Source organism: Plantactinospora sp. DSM 117369 (assembly GCF_053764795.1).
Genome location: NZ_CM132446.1, coordinates 7,491,025 through 7,510,333 on the forward strand (window position 1 = coordinate 7,491,025; position 19,309 = coordinate 7,510,333).

At 73.0% G+C, this 19,309-nt stretch carries 17 protein-coding genes; 6 read left to right on the forward strand and 11 right to left on the reverse strand.

Annotated features, from left to right (window positions below; genetic code table 11):
• The first annotated feature begins 15 nt into the window (after positions 1-15).
• A complete protein-coding gene (locus ACSMXO_RS31810) occupies positions 16-1,110 on the forward strand; it encodes a mandelate racemase/muconate lactonizing enzyme family protein (RefSeq protein WP_346262996.1) in 1,095 nt (364 codons plus the stop codon).
• A 137-nt stretch (positions 1,111-1,247) separates the two neighbouring features.
• Positions 1,248-2,186, forward strand: a complete 939-nt coding sequence (locus ACSMXO_RS31815; protein WP_346262995.1) for a C40 family peptidase — start codon at positions 1,248-1,250, stop codon at positions 2,184-2,186.
• A 90-nt stretch (positions 2,187-2,276) separates the two neighbouring features.
• On the opposite strand, the gene ACSMXO_RS31820 is transcribed toward ACSMXO_RS31815, so the two are convergent.
• From ACSMXO_RS31820 to pnuC, 3 genes are all read right to left on the reverse strand, one after another.
• Complete coding sequence (locus ACSMXO_RS31820; RefSeq protein ID WP_346262994.1) at positions 2,277-3,275, reverse strand: TerC family protein; 999 nt, start codon at positions 3,273-3,275, stop codon at positions 2,277-2,279.
• Between the two features lie 295 nt (positions 3,276-3,570).
• The gene (locus ACSMXO_RS31825; RefSeq protein WP_455414953.1) at positions 3,571-4,806 is read right to left on the reverse strand and encodes an AAA family ATPase; all 1,236 of its coding nucleotides are present in this window, start codon (positions 4,804-4,806) and stop codon (positions 3,571-3,573) included.
• On the reverse strand, positions 4,803-5,462 hold the full coding sequence (pnuC, locus tag ACSMXO_RS31830) for a nicotinamide riboside transporter PnuC (RefSeq protein ID WP_455414954.1): 660 nt from the start codon (positions 5,460-5,462) through the stop codon (positions 4,803-4,805). The genes ACSMXO_RS31825 and pnuC overlap by 4 nt, the downstream gene beginning before the upstream one ends.
• A gap of 107 nt (positions 5,463-5,569) precedes the next feature.
• On the opposite strand from pnuC, the gene ACSMXO_RS31835 reads away from it, so the two are divergent.
• The 3 genes from ACSMXO_RS31835 (at position 5,570) to ACSMXO_RS31845 (ending at position 7,623) form a co-directional block, all read left to right on the forward strand.
• Positions 5,570-5,869 carry an antibiotic biosynthesis monooxygenase family protein gene (locus ACSMXO_RS31835; RefSeq protein WP_346262991.1) on the forward strand — a complete coding sequence of 100 codons (300 nt, stop codon included), beginning with the start codon at positions 5,570-5,572 and terminating at the stop codon, positions 5,867-5,869.
• 75 nt (positions 5,870-5,944) lie between these two features.
• Positions 5,945-6,265: a hypothetical protein gene (locus tag ACSMXO_RS31840; RefSeq protein ID WP_455414955.1), complete on the forward strand. Its 321-nt coding sequence runs from the start codon at positions 5,945-5,947 to the stop codon at positions 6,263-6,265.
• Entirely contained in the window at positions 6,265-7,623 is a 1,359-nt protein-coding gene (locus ACSMXO_RS31845) for a DUF6745 domain-containing protein (protein WP_455414956.1), read from the forward strand. Before ACSMXO_RS31840 ends, ACSMXO_RS31845 begins: the two co-directional genes overlap by 1 nt.
• 23 nt (positions 7,624-7,646) lie before the next feature.
• Here the strand turns inward: ACSMXO_RS31845 and ACSMXO_RS31850 are convergent, their stop codons facing one another.
• The 6 genes from ACSMXO_RS31850 to ACSMXO_RS31875 are packed head-to-tail and all read right to left on the reverse strand — an operon-like array spanning position 7,647 to position 14,243.
• The gene (locus tag ACSMXO_RS31850; RefSeq protein ID WP_455414957.1) at positions 7,647-8,519 is read right to left on the reverse strand and encodes an STM4011 family radical SAM protein; all 873 of its coding nucleotides are present in this window, start codon (positions 8,517-8,519) and stop codon (positions 7,647-7,649) included.
• On the reverse strand, positions 8,516-10,021 hold the full coding sequence (locus ACSMXO_RS31855; RefSeq protein ID WP_455414958.1) for an STM4012 family radical SAM protein: 1,506 nt from the start codon (positions 10,019-10,021) through the stop codon (positions 8,516-8,518). The genes ACSMXO_RS31850 and ACSMXO_RS31855 overlap by 4 nt, the downstream gene beginning before the upstream one ends.
• On the reverse strand, positions 10,018-10,854 hold the full coding sequence (locus ACSMXO_RS31860; protein ID WP_346262986.1) for an STM4013/SEN3800 family hydrolase: 837 nt from the start codon (positions 10,852-10,854) through the stop codon (positions 10,018-10,020). Before ACSMXO_RS31860 ends, ACSMXO_RS31855 begins: the two co-directional genes overlap by 4 nt.
• The gene (locus tag ACSMXO_RS31865; protein ID WP_455414959.1) at positions 10,851-12,299 is read right to left on the reverse strand and encodes an STM4014 family protein; all 1,449 of its coding nucleotides are present in this window, start codon (positions 12,297-12,299) and stop codon (positions 10,851-10,853) included. Before ACSMXO_RS31865 ends, ACSMXO_RS31860 begins: the two co-directional genes overlap by 4 nt.
• A 16-nt stretch (positions 12,300-12,315) precedes the next feature.
• The gene (locus ACSMXO_RS31870) at positions 12,316-13,317 is read right to left on the reverse strand and encodes an STM4015 family protein (protein ID WP_455414960.1); all 1,002 of its coding nucleotides are present in this window, start codon (positions 13,315-13,317) and stop codon (positions 12,316-12,318) included.
• Positions 13,314-14,243 (reverse strand): STM4015 family protein, encoded by a 930-nt coding sequence (locus ACSMXO_RS31875; RefSeq protein WP_455414961.1) that lies wholly within the window; start codon positions 14,241-14,243, stop codon positions 13,314-13,316. Before ACSMXO_RS31875 ends, ACSMXO_RS31870 begins: the two co-directional genes overlap by 4 nt.
• Positions 14,244-14,499: 256 nt before the next feature.
• Here ACSMXO_RS31875 and ACSMXO_RS31880 point away from each other — a divergent pair, with 256 nt between their 5' ends.
• Complete coding sequence (locus ACSMXO_RS31880) at positions 14,500-15,279, forward strand: SDR family oxidoreductase (protein WP_455414962.1); 780 nt, start codon at positions 14,500-14,502, stop codon at positions 15,277-15,279.
• Positions 15,280-15,316: 37 nt separating this feature from the next.
• Here the strand turns inward: ACSMXO_RS31880 and uvrB are convergent, their stop codons facing one another.
• Positions 15,317-17,428, reverse strand: a complete 2,112-nt coding sequence (uvrB, locus tag ACSMXO_RS31885) for an excinuclease ABC subunit UvrB (protein ID WP_455414963.1) — start codon at positions 17,426-17,428, stop codon at positions 15,317-15,319.
• Between the two features lie 552 nt (positions 17,429-17,980).
• Entirely contained in the window at positions 17,981-19,183 is a 1,203-nt protein-coding gene (coaE, locus tag ACSMXO_RS31890) for a dephospho-CoA kinase (RefSeq protein WP_455414964.1), read from the reverse strand.
• Positions 19,184-19,309 lie beyond the last annotated feature (126 nt).

Here is a 19,309-nt window from a genome sequence, read left to right on the forward strand (position 1 = left end):
CGATATGGTGCCTGCATGTCGATCGCCTCGGTTCGCACCCACCGGCTCTCCGCTCCGCTGCACACCCCGTTCGTGACCGCACTGCGCCGTACCTCCACAGTAGAGACCCTCGTGGTGGAGGTGGTCGACGCCGACGGGCGGTCCGGGTTCGGCGAGGCACCCCAGGTGTGGCGGGTGACCGGGGCGTCGATCGGCGGCGCACGGGCCTGTGTCGAGGAGGTGTTCGCCCCGCTGCTGACCCGGCGTGACCCGGACGACCTGGTGGCCAGGTGCGCGGAGGTACGGCGGGCGGTGGTCGGCAACGAGGCGGCGAAGGCGGCGGTGGACGTGGCGCTGCACGACCTGGCGGCCCGGCGGCTCGGCGTACCGCTGGTGCGGCTGCTCGGCGGGACGTCCCGGCGGGTCGCCACCGACGTCACGCTGTCGGCCGGGGACGCGGTCGAGTTGGCCGGGGCGGCGAAGCAGCGGGTCGCCGACGGTTTCGACGTACTCAAGGTGAAGGTCGGCACGGACGCGGCGGGTGACCTGGCCCGGATCCGGGCGGTACGCGCCGCCGCCGGCCCGCAGACCCGGATCCGACTCGACGCCAACCAGGGCTGGACGCCCCGGGAGGCGGTCCGGGTGATCCGCGGTGTCTCCGACGCCGGGCTCGACGTGGAGCTGGTGGAGCAGCCGGTGCACGCCCGGGACATCGCCGGACTGGCCTGGGTGGCCGAGCGGGTGGACGTGCCGATCCTGGCCGACGAGTCGGTCTACGGGCTGCGCGACCTGGTCGAGGTGATCCAGCGGCGGGCCGCCGACATGGTGAACGTGAAACTGGCCAAGTGCGGTGGGCTGGGGCCGGCCCGGACGCTGCTGGAACTGGCCGCCGAGCACGGCCTCGGCACCCTGGTCGGCTCGATGATGGAGAGTCAGATCGGGCTCGGCGCGGCCGCCAGCCTGGTCGCCGCCTACGGCACCAGCGCCGTGTCGGACCTGGACGCCGCCTGGTGGCTGGCCTGGTCTCCGGTGCAGGGTGGCATCCGGTACGAGAACGCCACCGTGGTGTTGCCCGACGCTCCCGGTCTCGGCATCGCCGGCCTGCACCGTACGCCGCCGCCGACGCCCTGACGCCGCCCATCCCCGTCGCCCCGCCGGTCCCGGCCGCACCGCACCACTATGAAGGCAACATTCAGCCGCCTGTTGCAGTACGGCGCTAATTTTCATATGGTTTCGGGCGAGAGCGGGCGAGGACGGGTGGTACTGACATGGTGCTGCGCGCGGGGCGCGAGGCCGTTGTCCGGGTCGGCGTCGCCACCCTGTGGGCTGGCCCTGAGGCCGTCCGCCCGGTGGACGCACCGGCCCTGTCCCGCCGGACCGACATCGCCGGCTGGATCTCCGGGATGACCGTCGACCAGCGGGACGGCGACTGCGTGCTCAGTCAGCTCCTGCTCGGCGAGCGGGTGCTGGTCGAGGAGGTCCGCCCGGACGGTTGGGTCCGGGTCGTCGCGGTGGAGCAGCCGGCGGCCAGGCTCGACCCCCGGGGCTATCCGGGCTGGCTCCCGCTCGAACAGCTCGTCGAGCCCGTCGAGCCGGCACCGGCACCGCCGGACCTGGTCGTCGCGGCGACGGTCACCCGGCTACACGACGCCCCGTCCGGCGCGGTGGTGCTGCCCGGCGTGATCCTGGGTACCCGGCTGACCAGCGCGGGTCCGGCCCGCGCCGGTTGGCGCCCGGTCCGGGTCCCCGACCACGGGCAGCCGCTCTGGGCGCCCGACAGCCATCTCGCCCCGGCACCGATCCGGCCACCCAGCCCGACCGAGGTACTCGCGGTGGCCAGTCGACTGCGGGACGTGGTCTATCTCTGGGGCGGCGTCTCGGCGTACGGCATCGACTGCTCCGGCCTGGTGTACCTGGCCTGGCGGCGCTTCGGCGTACGCCTGCCCCGGGACGCCGACGACCAGGTCGCGGCGACGGCTCCGGTGCCGCTCGGCGCGGAACGCCCGGGCGACCTCTACTTCTTCGCCCGGCCCGGCCGGCCGGTCCACCACATCGGCATCGTCACCGCCCGCCCCGGGCCGGACGGCGACCGGCGGATGCTGCACGCCTGCTACACCAAGCGACGGGTCCTGGAGGAACCGATGCCCGCCGACCGGGCCGCGACCCTGGTCGGCGCGCATCGGGTCACCGAACCCTTTCCCACCTGAGGCACCTCGGCCCCGCCCTCCCCCTGGCCACCCCGGCCCAGGGGGAGGTGGAGAGGGTTCGCTCCCTGACCCGCCGCTCCGGCGCTTAGCTCAGGCGACCGGCACCTTCTCGGCTGTCCGGCGGTCCCGGCTGGACTTGATCAGGCTGGCCACGGTGGCGATCGCCAGCGTACCCAGGATGATGGTGAGGGAGAGCCAGATCGGGATGTGCGGCGCCCAACTGATGTGCTCGCCATTGTTGAGGAACGGCAGGTTGTTGCCGGCCAACGCCTCCAGCACCAGCTTGACGCCGATGAAGCCGAGCACCACGGCGAGCCCGATGTTGAGGTAGACCAGTCGGTCGAGCAGCCCGCCGAGCAGGAAGTAGAGCTGCCGCAGCCCCATCAGCGCGAAGACGTTGGCGGTGAAGACGAGGTAGGGCTCCTGGGTGATCCCGAAGATCGCCGGGATGGAGTCGAGCGCGAAGACCAGGTCGGTGGTGCCGATCGCGATCAGCACGATCAGCATCGGGGTGAAGAGCCGGCGGCCGTTCTCCTGGATGGTGAGCCGAGCGCCGGAGAAGTCCCGGGAGACCGGCAGGGCCCGCCGGCTCCAGCGGATCAGGATGTTCTCCTTGAAGTCGTCCTCGGTCGGCTCACCCTGGCGGAAGAAGTTGATCGCCGTGTAGATGAGGAAGGCACCGAAGATGTAGAAGACCCAGGAGAACTGGTTGATCAGGGCCGCGCCGGCCGCGATGAAGCCACCCCGCATCACCAGCGCCAGCACGATGCCGATCAGCAGCACCTTCTGCTGGTACTGCCGGGGCACGCCGAACCTGGACATGATGATCACGAAGACGAAGAGGTTGTCCACCGAGAGGCTGTACTCGGTGAGCCAGCCGGTGTAGAACTCCCCGGCCACGGTGCCGTTGGTAGTCAGGGCCAGACCGACCCCGAAGACGATCGCGAGGCCGACGTAGAAGCCGACCCAGAGGCCGGACTCCCGCAGACTCGGCTCGTGCGGTCGTCGACCGATGATCAAGAGATCAAGTAGCAGGATCGCCGTCAGTACGACTAGCGAGACGACCCACACCCAGGCGGACACGTTCAAGGCACTCCTCCGGCAGGCACGCGGCACCGCCGTCAGCACGCGGATGACGCGCGTCAGGCGGTGTAGACGGTGGTGACTGTCGGAGGTCTCTTCCGCCATCGCCACGCGGAGACGCCGCGGCGACAACCTACGGTGCCGGGTCCTCGTACCGGTCTACCGGCCGACGACCGTGTTGACGACACCGTCGCGAAGGAATACTCCCCTCCTACAGCGCCATTGTTCACCATTCCCCGCCCGTCGCGCATCTCCCCCTGTCGGGGCGCCTGGCTCACCACCGGTAAATCATCCTAGGAACCTAGGTGCACTGCCGGGGCAGCAACGGGTCGGCGAGGGACCAACCCGCCGCCAGCAACCCGTCGCAGGCCAGCATCGCCGTCCGCAGCCGGTCCGGAAGCGGACCGGTGAGTTCGATCACGGGTACCCCGGAATCGGCCAACACCGCCCGAAACCGCTCGGTCATCCAGCCGCGCAGGTGCGCACCGTCCCGCAGGCCGTCGTCGGTGAACGGCACCCCGTGGTGGTCGGTCAGCAGATAGAGATCGGGTCGACGGGCGGCGGCCCGGACCCGGGGTGAGGTCGAGCCGAGATACCGCTCCTCCCAGACCGCGGTGGCCCGGGCGTCGGTGTCGCAGATCAGCAGCGGCCCACTGCGCCGGGCCGCGGCGTCCTCGGCGGCCTGCTGCTCCCGGACCACCGTCTCGAAGTCGGCCCGGTCCCAGACCACGTCGAAGACCGTCGCATCAGGTTCGGTACTCCGCAGCCGGGCCAGCTTGGCGGCGGTGAGTTCCCGGCCGTACTCCGGTACCCAGCAGGTGCGGTAGTGCCGGGCCAGCGCCTCGGCGACCGTGGTGGTCCCGGTGGACTCGGCGCCCACCACCACGACCCGGCGGACGAACCAGGCCCGAACCGGCGGGCTGAGCATCGCCCAGTGCGCCACCGGATCCGCCCGGACGGCCGTGCCGGAGACCGGTACGGCGGCCCGGGCCGGATCGACGGGTACGTCCACCGCATCGAACCGGCGGGCCAGCTCCGCGCCGTACGCCTCGGAGGAGAAGACCGCGTCGACCCGGGCCGGTCCGACCGCCGCCCGGAACACCGCGCAGTGCGCGTCCCAGGCGGCCGGATCGGCGTAGTCGACCGGATGATCGTCGTACCGGCCGACGAACCGGACGTGCCGGTCGGCGGCGTGCGCCTCACGCAACCAGTCCAGCCGCAGCTCCAGCGGGATCGACTCCCGCCGGGACGGCGCCACCACCACGGTGACGGCGGCGCACCGCCGGGCCGCCTCGGCGATCAGCGCGTGGTGCCCGGCGTGCGGCGGATAGAACTTCCCCACCACCAGCCCGTGCCCGAACTCCGGCCGGCCCGCGACCTCCTGTCCTGGGTCCGCCGCCGCCACCGGATCCGCCGCCTCCGCGGCCCGCCCGGCGCGGGCGACTGCCGGGAAGGTGCCGGTGTTCCGCGCGGTCGCCCGGGCCGTCCGGCCGGGCCGCGGGGCGGCGGAAGGGTTGCCGGTGTCCCGCACGGTCACGGGGTGGCGGGGGCCGGGCCGGGCGCCACCGGCCGGGCGGCGACGGCCGAGAGCCGGCGCAGGTCGGCCCGCCAGTTCCGCAGCCCGAGTACGCAGAGCCCGAGGAAGACCACGTACAGCCCGGCGGTGAGGTAGAGCCCCTTGTAGGCGTAGAGCGGGATGTAGACGAGGTCAGCGGTGATCCAGATCCACCAGCTCTCCACCCGCTTGCGGCACTGGCCGTACGTCGCCATCAGGGAGAGCGCGGTGGTCACCGCGTCCGGCAGCGGCACGGTCGAGTCGGTCGCCCGGTCCAGCAGCAGCCAGAGCAGCAGCGTCAGTACCGCGCCCGCGCCGACCAGCACCGTCCACTCCCGACGGTCGGTCCGGCCGACCACCAGCCGGCTCCGCTGCGCACCGCCGAACAGCCACGCCCACCAGCCGTACAGGCCGAGTCCGACGTAGACGATCTGGAGACCGGCGTCGGCGTACAGGCCGGCGGTCCAGAAGAGCACCATCAGCAGCAGCACGTTGGCGATGCCGACGGGCCAGTTCCACATCTTCTGCCGGGCCAGCAGCCAGACGTTGAGTACCCCGGTCGCGAAGCCGAGCAGTTCGGCCCGGCTGGTCGGCGTCCCCGCCACGGTGAACGCCGCACCGGTCAGCCAGTCGAGCATGCCGCACCTCCCGCAAGATCCTCTGGAGTTCCTACCGTAGGTACCGGCGGGCGGAACGGGTATACCCCGATCGACCGGCCCGGGCCCGTCCGTGCCATTCTGCGATCATGGTGCTGGAGGTTGCCCTGATCGACGTGCTGGCCGGTCAGGAGGAGGCGTTCGCCGAGGCGTACGCCAAGGGTCACGCGACCCTCGCCGGCACCCCCGGATGCCGGTCGGTCCGGATGACCCGGGGGATCGAGTCGCCGTCCCGGTTCGTGCTGCTGGTCGAGTGGGACTCGGTCCAGGCCCACCTGGAGAACTTCCGGGCCACCGACCGGTACACCACCTGGCGCTCCCTGATCGGCCCCTATTTCGCGGCCCCGCCGGTGGTCGAGCACTTCACCGACGTACCGCCGCCGGCCTGACCGCCGACCCGGCGAAACTGTCGTACGCCGTCGCTAGCGTGCCGGGGAGACAACGGCTCCCCGGAAGGCGGCGGGATGTATCGACAGGGCGACGTGCTGGTCGAGGCGATCGACCCGGCGACGCTGCCGGGCGGGCTCGTCCGGGCCGGGCGTGACGGCCGGGGCCGACTGGTCCTGGCTCGCGGCGAGGCGACCGGGCACGCCCACGTCGTGACCGGGTCCGGGCTCACCGCCTGGGCCCTGCCTGACCAGGTCGAGCCGGCGTTCCTGGTGATCGAGGGCTACGGCCGGCTCGGCCACGAGGAGCACGGCCCGATCGCTCTGCCGGCCGGCACCTACCGGGTGGTGCGGCAGCGGGAATACCTGCCCGGTAGCTGGCGACCGGTGGCGGACTGATGGACACCGACGCCCCGCACCGGGATCGGCCCGCTGCCGTGCCCATCCTGAGCTCGGTTGGCGCCGACGAGCGGGCCGACGGGGAGGCGGCCCGGCTCGCCCGGATCGCCGACACCTGGCTCGCCCGTGGGCTGGCCACCGGGCCGGCCGATCGCCCGGTGGCCGAGGCCGCCGTCCGGCGGGCCTACCTGGCGGCCGGACTCGCACCGCCCCGGCAGGTGTTCTGGCTCCCGTCCCCGCGCGCCGGCGCGCTGGCCGCCGCCCTGTTGACCGGGGCGGCCCCGTCGACCGATCCGAATACCGGCACCGCCGGCCCCGGCGGGTTCGGGGCCGCCGGGTCCGGCGGGTTCCGGTCCGGCGGGTCCGGGTCCGACGGGTCCAGGTCCGGCGGGTCGGCGTCGGCATCCTCCGCGGCGCCCGGCGGCGGCCCGGCCGGCTACGACCAGGGCGGCGGTGAGCTGGCCGAGGCGGTCGCCGAGGTGCTGGCGGCGTTGCGGGCGCAGGGCGGCGAGCCCGGGGTGACCGATCCCGGCCAGCCGCTCCGGGCCGCCCTGCGCACCGCGCCGTGGGCAACGGCGCGGGCCGCCGCCGTCGAGCGGCTCGGCCCGGCCGGCTGGGCCGCACACTGGGCGGCCGGCGGGCGCCGCACCTGGCACCTGATCACCGACCGCATCGTCACCCCGCTGCGCAACCAGCTCGGCGCAGACCTGACGGCGCAGGTCGACGACGCGTTCACCCGGCGGGCCCGGGCCGGGCTACTCGACGCGGTGCCGGGCCAGCACGACGCGGCCTGGCTGGCCGCTTTCGACGGCGAGCCGGGGCTGGCCGGTCTCGCCGGGGTCGCCACCGCCGCCGGCTGGTGGTGGCCGTACGAACGGCTGGTCATCCTCACCGAGCGGCCGACCCGGCTGCACCGGGACAATCTCGGTCGGCTGCATCAGGACGACGGTCCGGCACTGGCCTATCCGGACGGGTTCGGGCTGCACGCCTGGCGGGGGATGCCGATCCCGGCCGATGTCGCCGCCGAGCTGCCGACGCTGACCGTGGAACGGATCCGGGTGGAGCGCAACGCCGAGGTCCGCCGGGTGATGCTGGAGCACTTCGGCTATGACCGCTACCTGCGGGAGAGCCGGGCCACGGCGCTGCACCGCGACGAGTACGGCGTGCTCTGGCGGCTCGACCTGCCGCGGGACGAGCCACTGGTGATGGTGGAGGTGGTCAACGCCACCCCGGAGCCGGACGGCACCCGGCGCACGTACTGGTTGCGGGTGCCGCCGGACACGCGTACCGCGCGGGCCGGTGTGGCCTGGACATTCGGGGTGGAGCCGGAGCGGTATGCGCCGCTGGTGCAGACCTGACGCAGCCCGGCCGCCCCTCGGGTTCAGCCCAGCGCCGCGGACGGTACGCCCCAGCGGGCCGGGATCCGTTCCAGCACTCCTGATGCGAAGACCTCGTACAGCGGCAGGGTTCGCAGGTGGACGTAGCCGATGTGGCAGTCGCAGGCGGTGTTCGGGCACGGCCGGGGCCGCAACGCGGCGCGGTACGACCCGTCGTAGAGGTTGCCCAGCGGTGTCTCCACGAAGTGGCAGCGTCGCACGGAGCCGTCGCCACGCACTGAGATCACCGTCTCGCCGGCCCGGCAGGACGCACCGGCCGACGGATGCGGCCGCACGCTGTAGCCGAAGAGCGGGTCGAGCCCGGTCCAGGCCGCCTCCTCGGCGGCGCTGTAGGAGTACCCCTCGGCCGCGTTCACCCAGAGGTAGACGTCGGCTGGGAGCGCCGCCCGGACCGCCGCCGCCTCGGCGAGCTGCTCCGGCAGCCCGACCACACCGACCGAGTACCGCACACCCAGCTCGGTGAGCCGGGTGCAGCGGTCGAGGAACGTCTCCCGGCGTACCTGTCCGGGGTGGTAGGTGGCCCAGAGCGCGACCGTACGCCGGTCGGCGGCGGCCAGCCAGTCCAGCCGGCAGGCCAGGTTGGTCTGGATCGCCACCCGGTCCAGGTGCGGCAGCCGGGAGAGTGTCACCAGCGCCTCCCGGTACCAGGACCGGGACAGTCCCTCGCCCCACGGCGTGAAGAGCACCGACAGGCGGTCGTCGTCGGGGTTGCGGGTCGCCCAGTCGACGAACCGGCCCAGCGCGGCCCGATCGGCGGCGAGTTGGGCCGGGCTGTCCCGGCGCTTCGCGAACGGGCAGTAGGGGCAGTCGTAGTTGCAGCTCGCCAGCGGGCCGCGGTAGAGCACCGAGAGGTTCATCGGAGCGCGTACTCGGCCATCGCCCGGCGGACCGGGCCGGAGACCAGCCACGGCCCGATCGCGTCGGAGCGTTCCAGCCCGGCCTCGGTCAGCGCGGTCCGGCCGTGCACCGAGGTCAGCCAGCCGCGCTCGGCGAGCCGGTCGAGCTGCGGAAAGTCGTCGTCGACCCGGCTGCCGAACCGGTCGAGATAGCCGGCCGGATCGAACCCCTCCGCCCGGAGCAGGGACTTGACCAGCCAACGGCGCCGCTGTTCGACCGGGTCGAGCCGGAAGCCGACCTCGGCGACGTCGAAGTCGGCGGCGGGCCGGCGCAGGTAGTCCTCGATGATGCTCCGGACGTGCCGGACCCCGACCGCGTAGTCGAACGAGTAGTGCAGGTCGGTGGTGTAGGACCGGGCCCCGCACCCCAGCCCCACCATGCCGTCGTCCTGGCAGCAGTAGTCCGACCCGGCCCGCCCCGGATCGTCGAAGGTCAGCCTGGGCCCGTCGGAGGTCCACTCGGGCCTGCCGAAGGTCCGCCCTGGGTCGTCGGGGGTCAGCTCGGCGCGGCGGAAGTGCCGCAGCGAGAGCTGCCGGTAACCGGCGGCCCGCAGCGCGTCCCGGCCCTGCCGGTACAGCGCCAGCCGCTGCGCGTCCCAGGCCGGGTCGACGCCGTCCGCTGTGGCGGGAGTCCGGCCGAGGCCGGTGAGCGGGCGGACGTAGAGCGGATAGAGGAACACCTCCTCCGGCCGCCAGCGCAGCGCGGACGAGATCGACTCGGCCCAGGTCGCCGAGGTCTGGCCGGGAATCCCGTAGATCAGGTCGAGGTTCAGCTCCGGAATGTCGTGGCCCCGGATGGTGTCCAGGGCCCGCTCGACCTCGGCCCGGCGCTGCGGTCGCCCGGCCGCCCGCGCCTCGCTGTCCAGGAAGCTCTGCACCCCGATGCTGACCCGGGTGGTGCCGCGCTCGGCCAGCACCCCGATCCGGTCGGCGGTGGCGGTGGCCGGGGAGGTCTCCACCGCCATCGGCACCGACCCGAGCCGGGCACCGAAGCCGGCGAGCAGGTCGAACATCGCGGTCAACTCGGCCGCGTCCAGATAGGTCGGGGTGCCACCGCCGACCGCCACCCGGGCGTACCCGACGCCGTCGCCGAGCGCCTCCCGGACCCGGTCGGCCTGCCGGGCCACCTGGTCGAGATAGCCGCGCACCTGCTCGGCGGGCGGGTTCGAGCGGGTGAACAGGTTACAGAAGCCGCAGCGCATCTCGCAGAACGGCACGTGCAGGTAGAGGAAGAGGGCGTCCCGCCGCTCCCCCGCCCAGACCTCACGCAGCGCCGGGCGCGGTCGCAGCGGCCGGTACGCCGTCTTGTGCGGGTACGCGTACAGGTAACCCTGGTACGGCGACCCGTCCAGCGAGTTGGTGACCCCGGCTGAACCCTTGTCAACCTCCCCCTGCGGTCCGTCCTGGCCGCAGGTGGACGTCGGGGCGCGACCGCCGCGCGGTTCAGGTCGAAAAAGGTTCACTGCTCCGGCCCGGGCCAGTCGCCGGGCTTGCCCCAGTCGCCCGGTTCGAGGACGAACTGCCCGTACGGGACCGTCCACACCACCTCGTGACCGAGCCGGTGACCGCTGTGCCCCTCCTCGCCGTACGCCGTGCCGTGGTCGGAGCAGAGCAGCACCAGGCAGGGCCGGTCCCGGGAGGTGGCGAGGGCGAAGAGCCGCCCGATGTGCCGGTCGACGTACTCCAGCGCGGCGGCGTGACTCTCCCGGCTGTCCCGGTCGGCGCCGGGCAGGTAGTGCCGGTTCGGCTGGTGGATCGCGGCGACGTTGACGAAGAGGAAGAGCGGCCGGTCCTCCGGCACCGTCGGCAGCACGGTGGCGATCCGGTCGAGCTGCGCCTCGAAACAACGCGGTGCGGAGACGCCGAACTCGGGCTCCCAGTGCGCCTCCGCGAAGAGGGCCGGCAGCACGCCGCCCAGCGGCGACTTGCCGTTGAAGAAGCCGACCCCGCCGACGCAGACGGTGTGGTAACCGGCCCCGGCGAGGGCACGGACCACGTCCGGGGCGTCGAAGGTCCAGGTCTGCTCACCGGTGGTCTCGCTGCCCGGAAAGGCCGCCGCGAAGAGCCGGGTGTGCGGGCCGGGTGTGGTCGGCGTGGGTAGGAAACCCGCGAAGAACGCCTGGTGCGCCGCGTAGGTGAAGCTGGCCGGACTGTGCCGCCGCTCCCAGACTCCGCCCGGCAGCGCGCGGACCAGGTTCGGCGTACGCCCGGCCGCGGCCAGTTCCTCCGCCACGTCGTAGCGGAGTGTGTCCAGGGTGACGAACAACAGGTCGTGGCTGCCGATCAGCTCCTTCATGCCGCCCTCCCCACCTTTCTGTCACGTCCCGGGTTCTCATGCTGCCCAATGCCGCCGTCGCCCGCGCGCCGGGGCCCCCACCCGTCCGACCCGGCCGCCGACTCCAGCCGCGCCGTCGATGCCGGCTCGGCGCCCGTGCCAGTCCCTGTCGTCGGCTCCGGCTCGGCCGTCGACCCCAGCAGGGTCGGCGCGCCGGCCCGCCACCGGTCGAACCGGCCGGTCCGCAGCGCGTGCAGTTCTGCCGCGTAACTGTCCCGGCCGGCGGGGTCGGAGAGCCCCGGCAACAGGTCGCCGAAGGCGTTAACCTCGGCCACCGCATGCCGCTGCCAGCCCGTACCGACCAGCAGGTCCACCCCGACGTGCAGGCTGCCCGGGAAGCAGGCGGCGGCCCGGACGCAGCTTTGCAGCGCGGCGGCGTACGCCGGCTCGCCCATCGCCGCCCGCAGCGCGGACAGGTCTGCCCGGGCGTTGCCGAGGTGCAGGTTGGTCAGCGGGCCGCGGCTGGCCCGGACCACGACGTGCTCCGGGAGACCGGCGACCACCAGCACCCGCAGGTCGACCGTCCGGTCCCCCAGCCCGGCCTTGGGAAACCAGCGCTCGACGTGCAGGCCGTCCGGGGCCAGCCGGTCGACGATCGCCGCGACCTGCCGCTCGTCGGTGTAGTCGCGGACCCGCAACGAGTTGTAGAGCTTGCCGCTGGCGGTCAGCTCGACCGAGGTGGTGGCCCGGATCCGACCCGGCGCCACCTGAAGGGCGAGCACGCCGGAGGCGGACGAGCCGTGCGCCGGCTTGACGAAGACCCGGGACCAGCCGGCGGCCCGCATCGCCGCTCGCAGCTCCGGGTAACCGCCGGTCGAACCGCCCCGCAGAGCCAAACCGACCGAAGTGGACGGTGCAGGCGGCGCGGATGGCGCCGTGGGCCCGGGTGACCCCACGGGTCCAGGTGGCGCCGCTGGCGCGGGTGACGCCGTGAGTCCAGGTGGCGCCGCCGACGCGGGTGACGCCATGCGTCCGGGTGACGCCGTGGGCAGCGCTGGCGGCACCGGCACCCGGGCGGCGGTCAGCCGGGCGTGGCAGGCCCGCTTGTCGAACATCGCGAGCACGTCGTCCGGGTCGTTCAGCAGGGTCGCCCCGGCGGACCGGGCCGCCTCGCCGAGCCGGCCCAGGGCGGCGCGGAATCCGGCGTACCAGGCGGCGAGGCCGACGATCTCGCCGTGCTCGGCGGGCCGGTCGGCACCACGCAGCAGCCGGTCGACCTCGGCATCCTCGCCGGGCGAGTCGATCCGCACCACGGCCGCCCGGGGCAGCCGGACCGGACCGGTCGCCAGCCGCCGCCAGGGCAGCACCACCACCGGTACGCCCGCCTCGGTAGCGGCGGCCCGGAACAGCGTGACCCGACGATTCTCCGGGTTGCCGACGACCACCAGCGGGGCCCTGCCAGTCATCCGTCGATCATGCCAGTCACTCCCAGACGGCCACGTACCGGTCGCCGTACCCGTCGGGCAACGCCGCCTCGGTGAGATCCACCTCGACCCCGGGCAGCGCCGCGACCAGCCGATCGGCCAGCTCGGCGCCGAGGTAGTGGTGGTGCAGGTCGAGCCGGCGCAGATGCGTCAACGGCTGCCCGGCCAGCAACGCCGCCGCCCCCTCGTCGGAAAGGATCCCCAACGACAGGTCCAACTCCCGCAACCGCGCCACCACCGGCGCACCCGCCACCGCCGCCGCCACCTGATCGGCGATCTCCGCGTTACGCAACCCCAACGACCGCAACGCCGGCAACCGCGCCCCACCCAGAATCGGCGCCAGATCCTCCACAGTGGCGTCCCCGCCCCAACGGCCGGTACCGAGCCAGAGCTCCAGGTGCGCCAACGCGGGCAGATCGGAGTCGGCGATCCCCCGCACCACCCCGGCCGGCAGACCCGCCGACTCGACCACCAGCCTCCGCAGCGCGCCGTGCCGGACGGCACCGAACTCCAGGCCGGTGCGGTGCTCGGCGTCGGTGTCGCCGCTCCGGATCCGCAGGATCTCCAGCCCCGGGTACGCGGCCAGCAGCGGGGCGACGTCACCCTGGCAGATCCAGGACAGCTCGCACTCCTCGGCCGGGATGTCGCCGAGGAAGAGGGCCCGCAACCCGGTCAGCCGGTCGGCGGCGGCGCAGAGCTGGCCGATCGGTGCCGCGTTCATCGCCGCGTAGCCCCAGGTGCCGATCACCAGGGCGCGTACCCCGGCCGGGTCGACCAGGTCGAGGAACTGCTCGAACGCGTGCCGGAACATCCGAGAAGGGCCGTAGTCCCAGCCCTCGTCTTCCTCCCACGCCTCGATCCGCCAGGCCACCGAGCCGGGGTCGGCCGGCAGCTCCGCCTCGGGAACCAGGCGCGGCGGCTCGTCCTCCCAGTTCTGACTCAGCCGGAAGACCGGCAACCCGGCGAACTCGGTGGCGTGCCCGGTGAAGCTGGTCCTCACTCCGCCACCGCGATGTACCGGTCGCCGCCCCGGCCGGGGCGGCGCACGTCGGAGAGGTCCACCTCGACGCCCGGCAGCTCGGCCACCAGCCGGCCGGCCAGTTCGGTGCCGATGTAGTGGTGGTGCAGGTCGAGCCGGCGCAGATGTGTCAACGGCTGCCCGGCCAGCAACGCCGCCGCCCCCTCGTCGGAAAGAATCCCCAACGACAGATCCAACTCCTGCAACCGCGCCACCACCGGCGCACCCGCCACCGCCGCCGCCACCTGATCGGCGATCTCCGCGTTACGCAACCCCAACGACCGCAACGCCGGCAACCGCGCCCCACCCAGGATCGGCGCCAGATCCTCCACAGTGGCGTCGCCGCCGTACTCGTCGGTGCCGAGCCACAGCTCCAGGTGCTCCAGCGCCGGCAGATCGCACTCGGCGATCGCCCGGACCACGTGCCCGGGCAGGCCACCGGCCTCGATCGCCAGCTCGCGCAGTGCGGTGTGCCGGGTCGGGGTGAGGGTCAACCCCTCGGTCGCGCCACGGATGCGGAGGATCTCCAGTCCCGGGTACGCCGCCAGCAGCGGGGCCGGATCGGCCTGGGTGATCCAGGAGATCTCCGACTGCTCCATCACCATCTCGCCCATGAACAGCGCCGTCAACCCGGTCAGTCGCGGCGCCAGTCGGACCAGCAGATCGACGGGGGCGGCTTCCTCGTACGCCGCGCCCCAGTCGCCGACGATCAGTGCGGAGACCTTGGCGGGGTCGACAGCGGTCAGGAACCGCTCGGTCAGGTCGGCGAAGTCTCCGTCGCCCTGCGGAAAGTCGGTGAGGCTGAGCCGCCAGGCAACCGTGTCGGGCGCCACGTCCGGCAGTCGGTCCGGCTGGAAGTCGACCACCGGCAGCCCGGCGAATTCGGTGATGTGCGAATTGATCGTCATTGGGGGACTCCGGAAAAGGCTCGGGGGCGGCAGAACCCTAACAAGGCGACCCGACATCCGACCGCCCGGCGCGGCGCCGACAGCAGCGACCTGGCCGCACACGGCTTCCCGTTCCCGGACCGCTCGGCGCGCCGGGCGCCGGGCACGCGGTGGGCTGGCCCGGCGGTTCTCCGGGCGGCGTACCGCTCGCGTCGCCGGCTGCTCCGCCGGCAATTCCTGCTGGCCGGGAGCGGGCGGATCGGGTTGACTCTGCGGCATGGAGGAACGGGTCGCGTTGATTACCGGGGTCAGCCGCCGGGTCGGGATCGCCGCCGCGGTCGCCCGGCGGTTCGCGGCCGCCGGCTACCGCCTACAGCTGACCGGCCTGCCCGGGTACGACGAGGCGCAGCCGTACGGCGGCGACCCCGAGGGCGTCCCGGGGCTGCTCACCGAACTGGAACAGGTGACCGGTGACCCCGACGTGGCCCGGTACCGGGCCGCCGACCTGACCTCGCCGACCGCCCCCGCCGAACTGGTCGAGACGGCGGTACGCACGCACGGCCGGCTCGACGTGCTGGTCGCGGTGCACGCCTACTCGACACACACCCCGCTCGGCAAGCTCGACGCGGACGAGATCGACCGGCACCTGGTCGTCAACGTGCGGGCGACCCTGCTGCTGGCCGAGGCGTTCGCGGCGGCCTTCGACGCCGGCTCCGGAGGCCGACTGGTGCTCTTCTCCAGCGGCCAGCGGCTCGGCCCGATGCCCGGCGAGCTGGCGTACGCGGCCAGCAAGGCCGGGGTGGAGAACCTGGCCCGGCAGTTGAGTCCGCTGTTGATGCCGAGGGGCATCACGGTGAACTGCGTCAACCCCGGGCCGACCGACACCGGCTGGGCCTCGCCCGAGGACCTGGCCGCAAGCGGGCACCTCTTTCCGGGCGGTGAGTGGGGCCGCCCGGACGACGCCGCCCGGCTCGTCGAGTGGCTCTGCTCGCCGGACGGCCGCTGGATCACCGGACAGGTGATCGACTCCGAGGGCGGCTTCAACCGGTACGCCTGACGGCTTCGACCACCGCGACCCGGGCCGGCGCCGGTGGTCAGTTGACCCCGGCCGCGTCCATGCCGCGCAGCTCCTTCTTCAGTTCGGCCACCTCGTCGCGGATCCGGGCGGCCAGCTCGAACTGGAGTTCCCGGGCCGCGGCGAGCATCTGGTCGTTGAGCTCCTGGATGAGCTGGGCCAACTCGGCCCGGGCCATCCCCTCCCGGGCCGGCGCGGCACCGATCCGGCCCCGGCTGCGGGTCTCCGGCGTCGGCGCCTTGCCCCGGGACATCTGCCGCACCGCGCCGCCGACCCGGGTGGTCGCCCCCTCGGTGTCCTCGGCCTCCCGGTAGATGTCGTCCAGGATGTCGTGGATCTTCTTGCGCAACGGCTCCGGGCTGATCCCGTTCGCCTCGTTGTGCGCGACCTGCTTGGCCCGGCGCCGGTTGGTCTCCTCGATCGCCTCGGCCATCGACGGGGTCATCTTGTCGGCGTACATGTGCACCTGGCCGGAGACGTTCCGGGCGGCTCGGCCGATGGTCTGGATCAGCGACCGGCCGCTGCGCAGGAAGCCCTCCTTGTCGGCGTCGAGGATCGCCACCAACGACACCTCGGGCAGGTCCAGCCCCTCCCGGAGCAGGTTGATCCCGACCAGTACGTCGTAGTCGCCCTTGCGCAGCTCGCGCAGCAGCTCCACCCGGCGCAGCGTGTCGACCTCGGAGTGCAGGTAGCGGACCCGGATGCCGTGCTCCAGCAGGTAGTCGGAGAGATCCTCGGCCATCTTCTTGGTCAGCGTGGTGACCAGCACCCGCTCGTCCCGCTCGGTGCGCAGCTTGATCTCGTGCATCAGGTCGTCGATCTGCCCCTTGGTGGGCTTGACCACCACCTCGGGGTCGACCAGGCCGGTCGGCCGGATCACCTGCTCGACCACCTCGCCCTGGGCCTGCCCCAGCTCCCACGGGCCGGGCGTGGCGGAGAGGAAGACCATCTGGCCGACCCGGTCCAGGAACTCGTCGAAGCGCAGCGGCCGGTTGTCGGCGGCGCTGGGCAGCCGGAAGCCGTGGTCGATCAGCATCCGCTTGCGGGAGGCGTCGCCCTCGTACATGCCGCCGATCTGCGGGATGGTGACGTGCGACTCGTCGACCACGGTCAGGTAGTCGTCGGGGAAGTAATCCAGCAGACAGTGCGGCGCGCTGCCCGGCGACCGGCCGTCGATGTGCATCGAGTAGTTCTCGATGCCGGAGCAGAAGCCGACCTGGCGCATCATCTCCACGTCGTAGGTGGTGCGCATCCGCAGCCGCTGCGCCTCCAGCAGCTTGCCCTGCCGCTCCAGCTCGGCCAGCCGCTCGGCCAGCTCGGCCTCGATGCCGGCGAGCGCCCGCTCCATCCGCTCGGGGCCGGCGGTGTAGTGGGTGGCCGGGAAGATCAGCAGGTGGTCGACCTCTCGGACCACCTCGCCGGTCAGCGGGTGCAGGTAATAGAGCTTCTCCACCTCGTCGCCGAAGAACTCGATCCGGAGCGCCAGCTCCTCGTACGCCGGGATGATCTCCAGCGTGTCGCCCCGGACCCGGAAGGTGCCCCGGTTGAAGGCCATGTCGTTGCGGGTGTATTGCACATCGACCAGCCGGCGGAGCAGCTTGTCCCGCTCGATCTCCTGACCGATCTGGATCCGCACCGACCGGTCCAGGTATTCCTGCGGGGTGCCCAGGCCGTAGATCGCCGACACGGTGGCGACCACCACCACGTCCCGGCGGGTCAGCAGGGACATCGTGGTCGCGTGCCGCAGCCGCTCGACCTCCTCGTTGATCGAGGAGTCCTTCTCGATGTAGGTGTCGGTCTGCGGGATGTACGCCTCGGGCTGGTAGTAGTCGTAGTACGAGACGAAGTATTCGACGGCGTTGTGCGGCAGCAGCTCGCTGAACTCCTTGGCGAGCTGGGCACAGAGGGTCTTGTTGGGTGCCAGCACCAGGGTGGGGCGCTGCAACCGCTCGATCAGCCAGGCGGCGGTCGCACTCTTGCCGGTGCCGGTCGCGCCGAGCAGCACGGTGTGCCGCTCGCCCCGACGCACCCTGCGCTCCAGGTCGTCGATGGCGGTCGGCTGGTCACCCGAGGGCTGGAACTCGGAGATCACCTGGAAGCGGCCGTCGAGCCGCGGAATGTCGAGCGCCATGACCTCAACCGTACGCCGACGGTGTGACAAGCCGCCGGGCCACGGTGGGTACACGATCGGCTTCGATATCGTCATTGTGTGTGAAAGATCACCGCGCTACCGTTCTAGGGTAGGCCGCTCGCGGCGGCCGCCCGGGTCTGCGACCCCAGCCGCCACACCGGCTGGGTCGCATCCGGCGCAGGGGTTGCAGCCCCGGCCCAGGCCGGCGAGCGCACCGACGCGGTCGCGCGAGAGCGCAGACCGGCCGCCGCGAGCGCCCTTTACATCCCTCCCCCGGCGTTGCCGCCCGCCGCCATGGGTGCCGACCGCCGATCTCATCGCCGCCGCTGACCTCCGGCGCCGGGCGCCGATCTCGTTGCGGCCGCCGACGCCCCGGTTCCGCCAGGCGCCGATCTCGTTGCGGCCGCCGGCCTCCGGTTCCGCCAGGCGCCGATCTCGTTCCGGCCGCCGGCCTCCGGTTCCGCCAGGCGCCGATCTCGTTCCGGCCGCCGGCCTCCGGTTCCGCCGGGCGATCCCCGCGAGGACGCGGCTATCCGGCGGCTCCGCTGCCTCTCACGAGCCCTCCTCCGGCGGCGCCGGCCGCCAACCAGCGGCCGTCGCCCACTCCTCGGCATACCGGTGCTCCAGGTCGAACCACGGCTCCTTCGCCTCGGCGTAGCCGTCAAGATCCGGGCCGGCCGCCGCCAGCCGCCGCTTCACGGCCAGATAGTCGGCCCGGCGCTCCGGGTCGGCCCGCAGGTGGTCACGCATCAGCAGGGCGTACCGCCAGCCGGGCGAGTCGATCTCCCGGACGTGCAGGTTGACCAGCCGGCCCGGGTCCGCGCCGCCGTGCAGCCGCTTCTCCCACCGGGAGGTGTGGTCCGGGTGGCGCGGGTTGTCCCACCACTGCCCGGGACAGCGCGGAAAGCCGGCATCGGCGAGCCGGTCGGCCAGTGCATCGGCCTCGGCCAGCGAGGCGACGCCCAACTGGATGTCGACGACGTCCTTGGCCGCCAGTCCGGGCACCGAGGTCGAGCCGATGTGGTCAACGCGCACCTCGGCCGGGGCGACGGCGTGCCGGATCCGGGCGGCGAGCCGCTGGTACTGGGCCGGCCAGCTCGGGTCGGGCTCGACCAGCCGCACCTCGGTCGCCCGTACCGGCCGGCGCTCCCGGACGTTGCGTTCGTACGGCGTCAGCCGGTCCCGCCACAACTCGTCCACCGCGGCATGCAGCTCGGCCAGCGCACCGTCGTTGTCCAGCAGTACGTCGGCGGCAACCGCCCGCCGCTCGTCGCCAGCCTGTGCCCGGATCCGCTGCGCCGCCTGTTCGGCGGTCATGCCACGGTCCCGGACCAGCCGCTCGACCCGGGTCGACTCGGCGGCCCGCACCACCAGCACCAGGTGGTACGTCGGGGCGAGCCCCACCTCGACCAGCAGCGGTACGTCGTTGACCACGATGGCCTCCGGAGCCGCACCGTGGATCAGTTCGGCGCTGCGCCGGCGTACCCGGGGATGGATGATCGCCTCCAGCCTGGCCCGCGCCGACGGGTCGGCGAAGACGATCTCGCCGAGCGCCGCCCGGTCCAGGCTGCCGTCCTCCGCGCACACCCGGGCGCCGAACGCGGCCACCACCTCCCGCAACCCGTCGGTACCGGGCTCCACCACCTCACGGGCGATCCGGTCGGAGTCGACCACTACCGCACCGAGGTCGGCCAGCCTGGCCGCGACGACGCTCTTTCCCGACCCGATCCCACCGGTGAGTCCGACCTTCAGCACCGGTCCAGTCAACCCGATCGGCGGCCGCTCGCCAAGATCTTCGGATTCCGCACCCCATTCCGGGCACCCCTACCGGCGAGCCGGCCGGGAAACGAGCCGGGAAAGGGGGAAGGCCCGCTTCCCGGG

Bases quoted from the DNA above. Each gene is read 5' to 3' on its own strand.
- ACSMXO_RS31810 (WP_346262996.1), top strand. From the start codon at position 16: ATGTCGATCGCCTCGGTTCGCACCCACCGGCTCTCCGCTCCGCTGCAC.
- ACSMXO_RS31815 (WP_346262995.1), top strand. From the start codon at position 1,248: ATGGTGCTGCGCGCGGGGCGCGAGGCCGTTGTCCGGGTCGGCGTCGCC.
- pnuC (WP_455414954.1), bottom strand. From the start codon at position 5,462: ATGCTCGACTGGCTGACCGGTGCGGCGTTCACCGTGGCGGGGACGCCG.
- ACSMXO_RS31835 (WP_346262991.1), top strand. From the start codon at position 5,570: ATGGTGCTGGAGGTTGCCCTGATCGACGTGCTGGCCGGTCAGGAGGAG.
- ACSMXO_RS31840 (WP_455414955.1), top strand. From the start codon at position 5,945: ATGTATCGACAGGGCGACGTGCTGGTCGAGGCGATCGACCCGGCGACG.
- ACSMXO_RS31845 (WP_455414956.1), top strand. From the start codon at position 6,265: ATGGACACCGACGCCCCGCACCGGGATCGGCCCGCTGCCGTGCCCATC.
- ACSMXO_RS31850 (WP_455414957.1), bottom strand. From the start codon at position 8,519: ATGAACCTCTCGGTGCTCTACCGCGGCCCGCTGGCGAGCTGCAACTAC.
- ACSMXO_RS31860 (WP_346262986.1), bottom strand. From the start codon at position 10,854: ATGAAGGAGCTGATCGGCAGCCACGACCTGTTGTTCGTCACCCTGGAC.
- ACSMXO_RS31865 (WP_455414959.1), bottom strand. From the start codon at position 12,299: ATGACTGGCAGGGCCCCGCTGGTGGTCGTCGGCAACCCGGAGAATCGT.
- ACSMXO_RS31875 (WP_455414961.1), bottom strand. From the start codon at position 14,243: ATGACGATCAATTCGCACATCACCGAATTCGCCGGGCTGCCGGTGGTC.
- ACSMXO_RS31880 (WP_455414962.1), top strand. From the start codon at position 14,500: ATGGAGGAACGGGTCGCGTTGATTACCGGGGTCAGCCGCCGGGTCGGG.
- uvrB (WP_455414963.1), bottom strand. From the start codon at position 17,428: ATGGCGCTCGACATTCCGCGGCTCGACGGCCGCTTCCAGGTGATCTCC.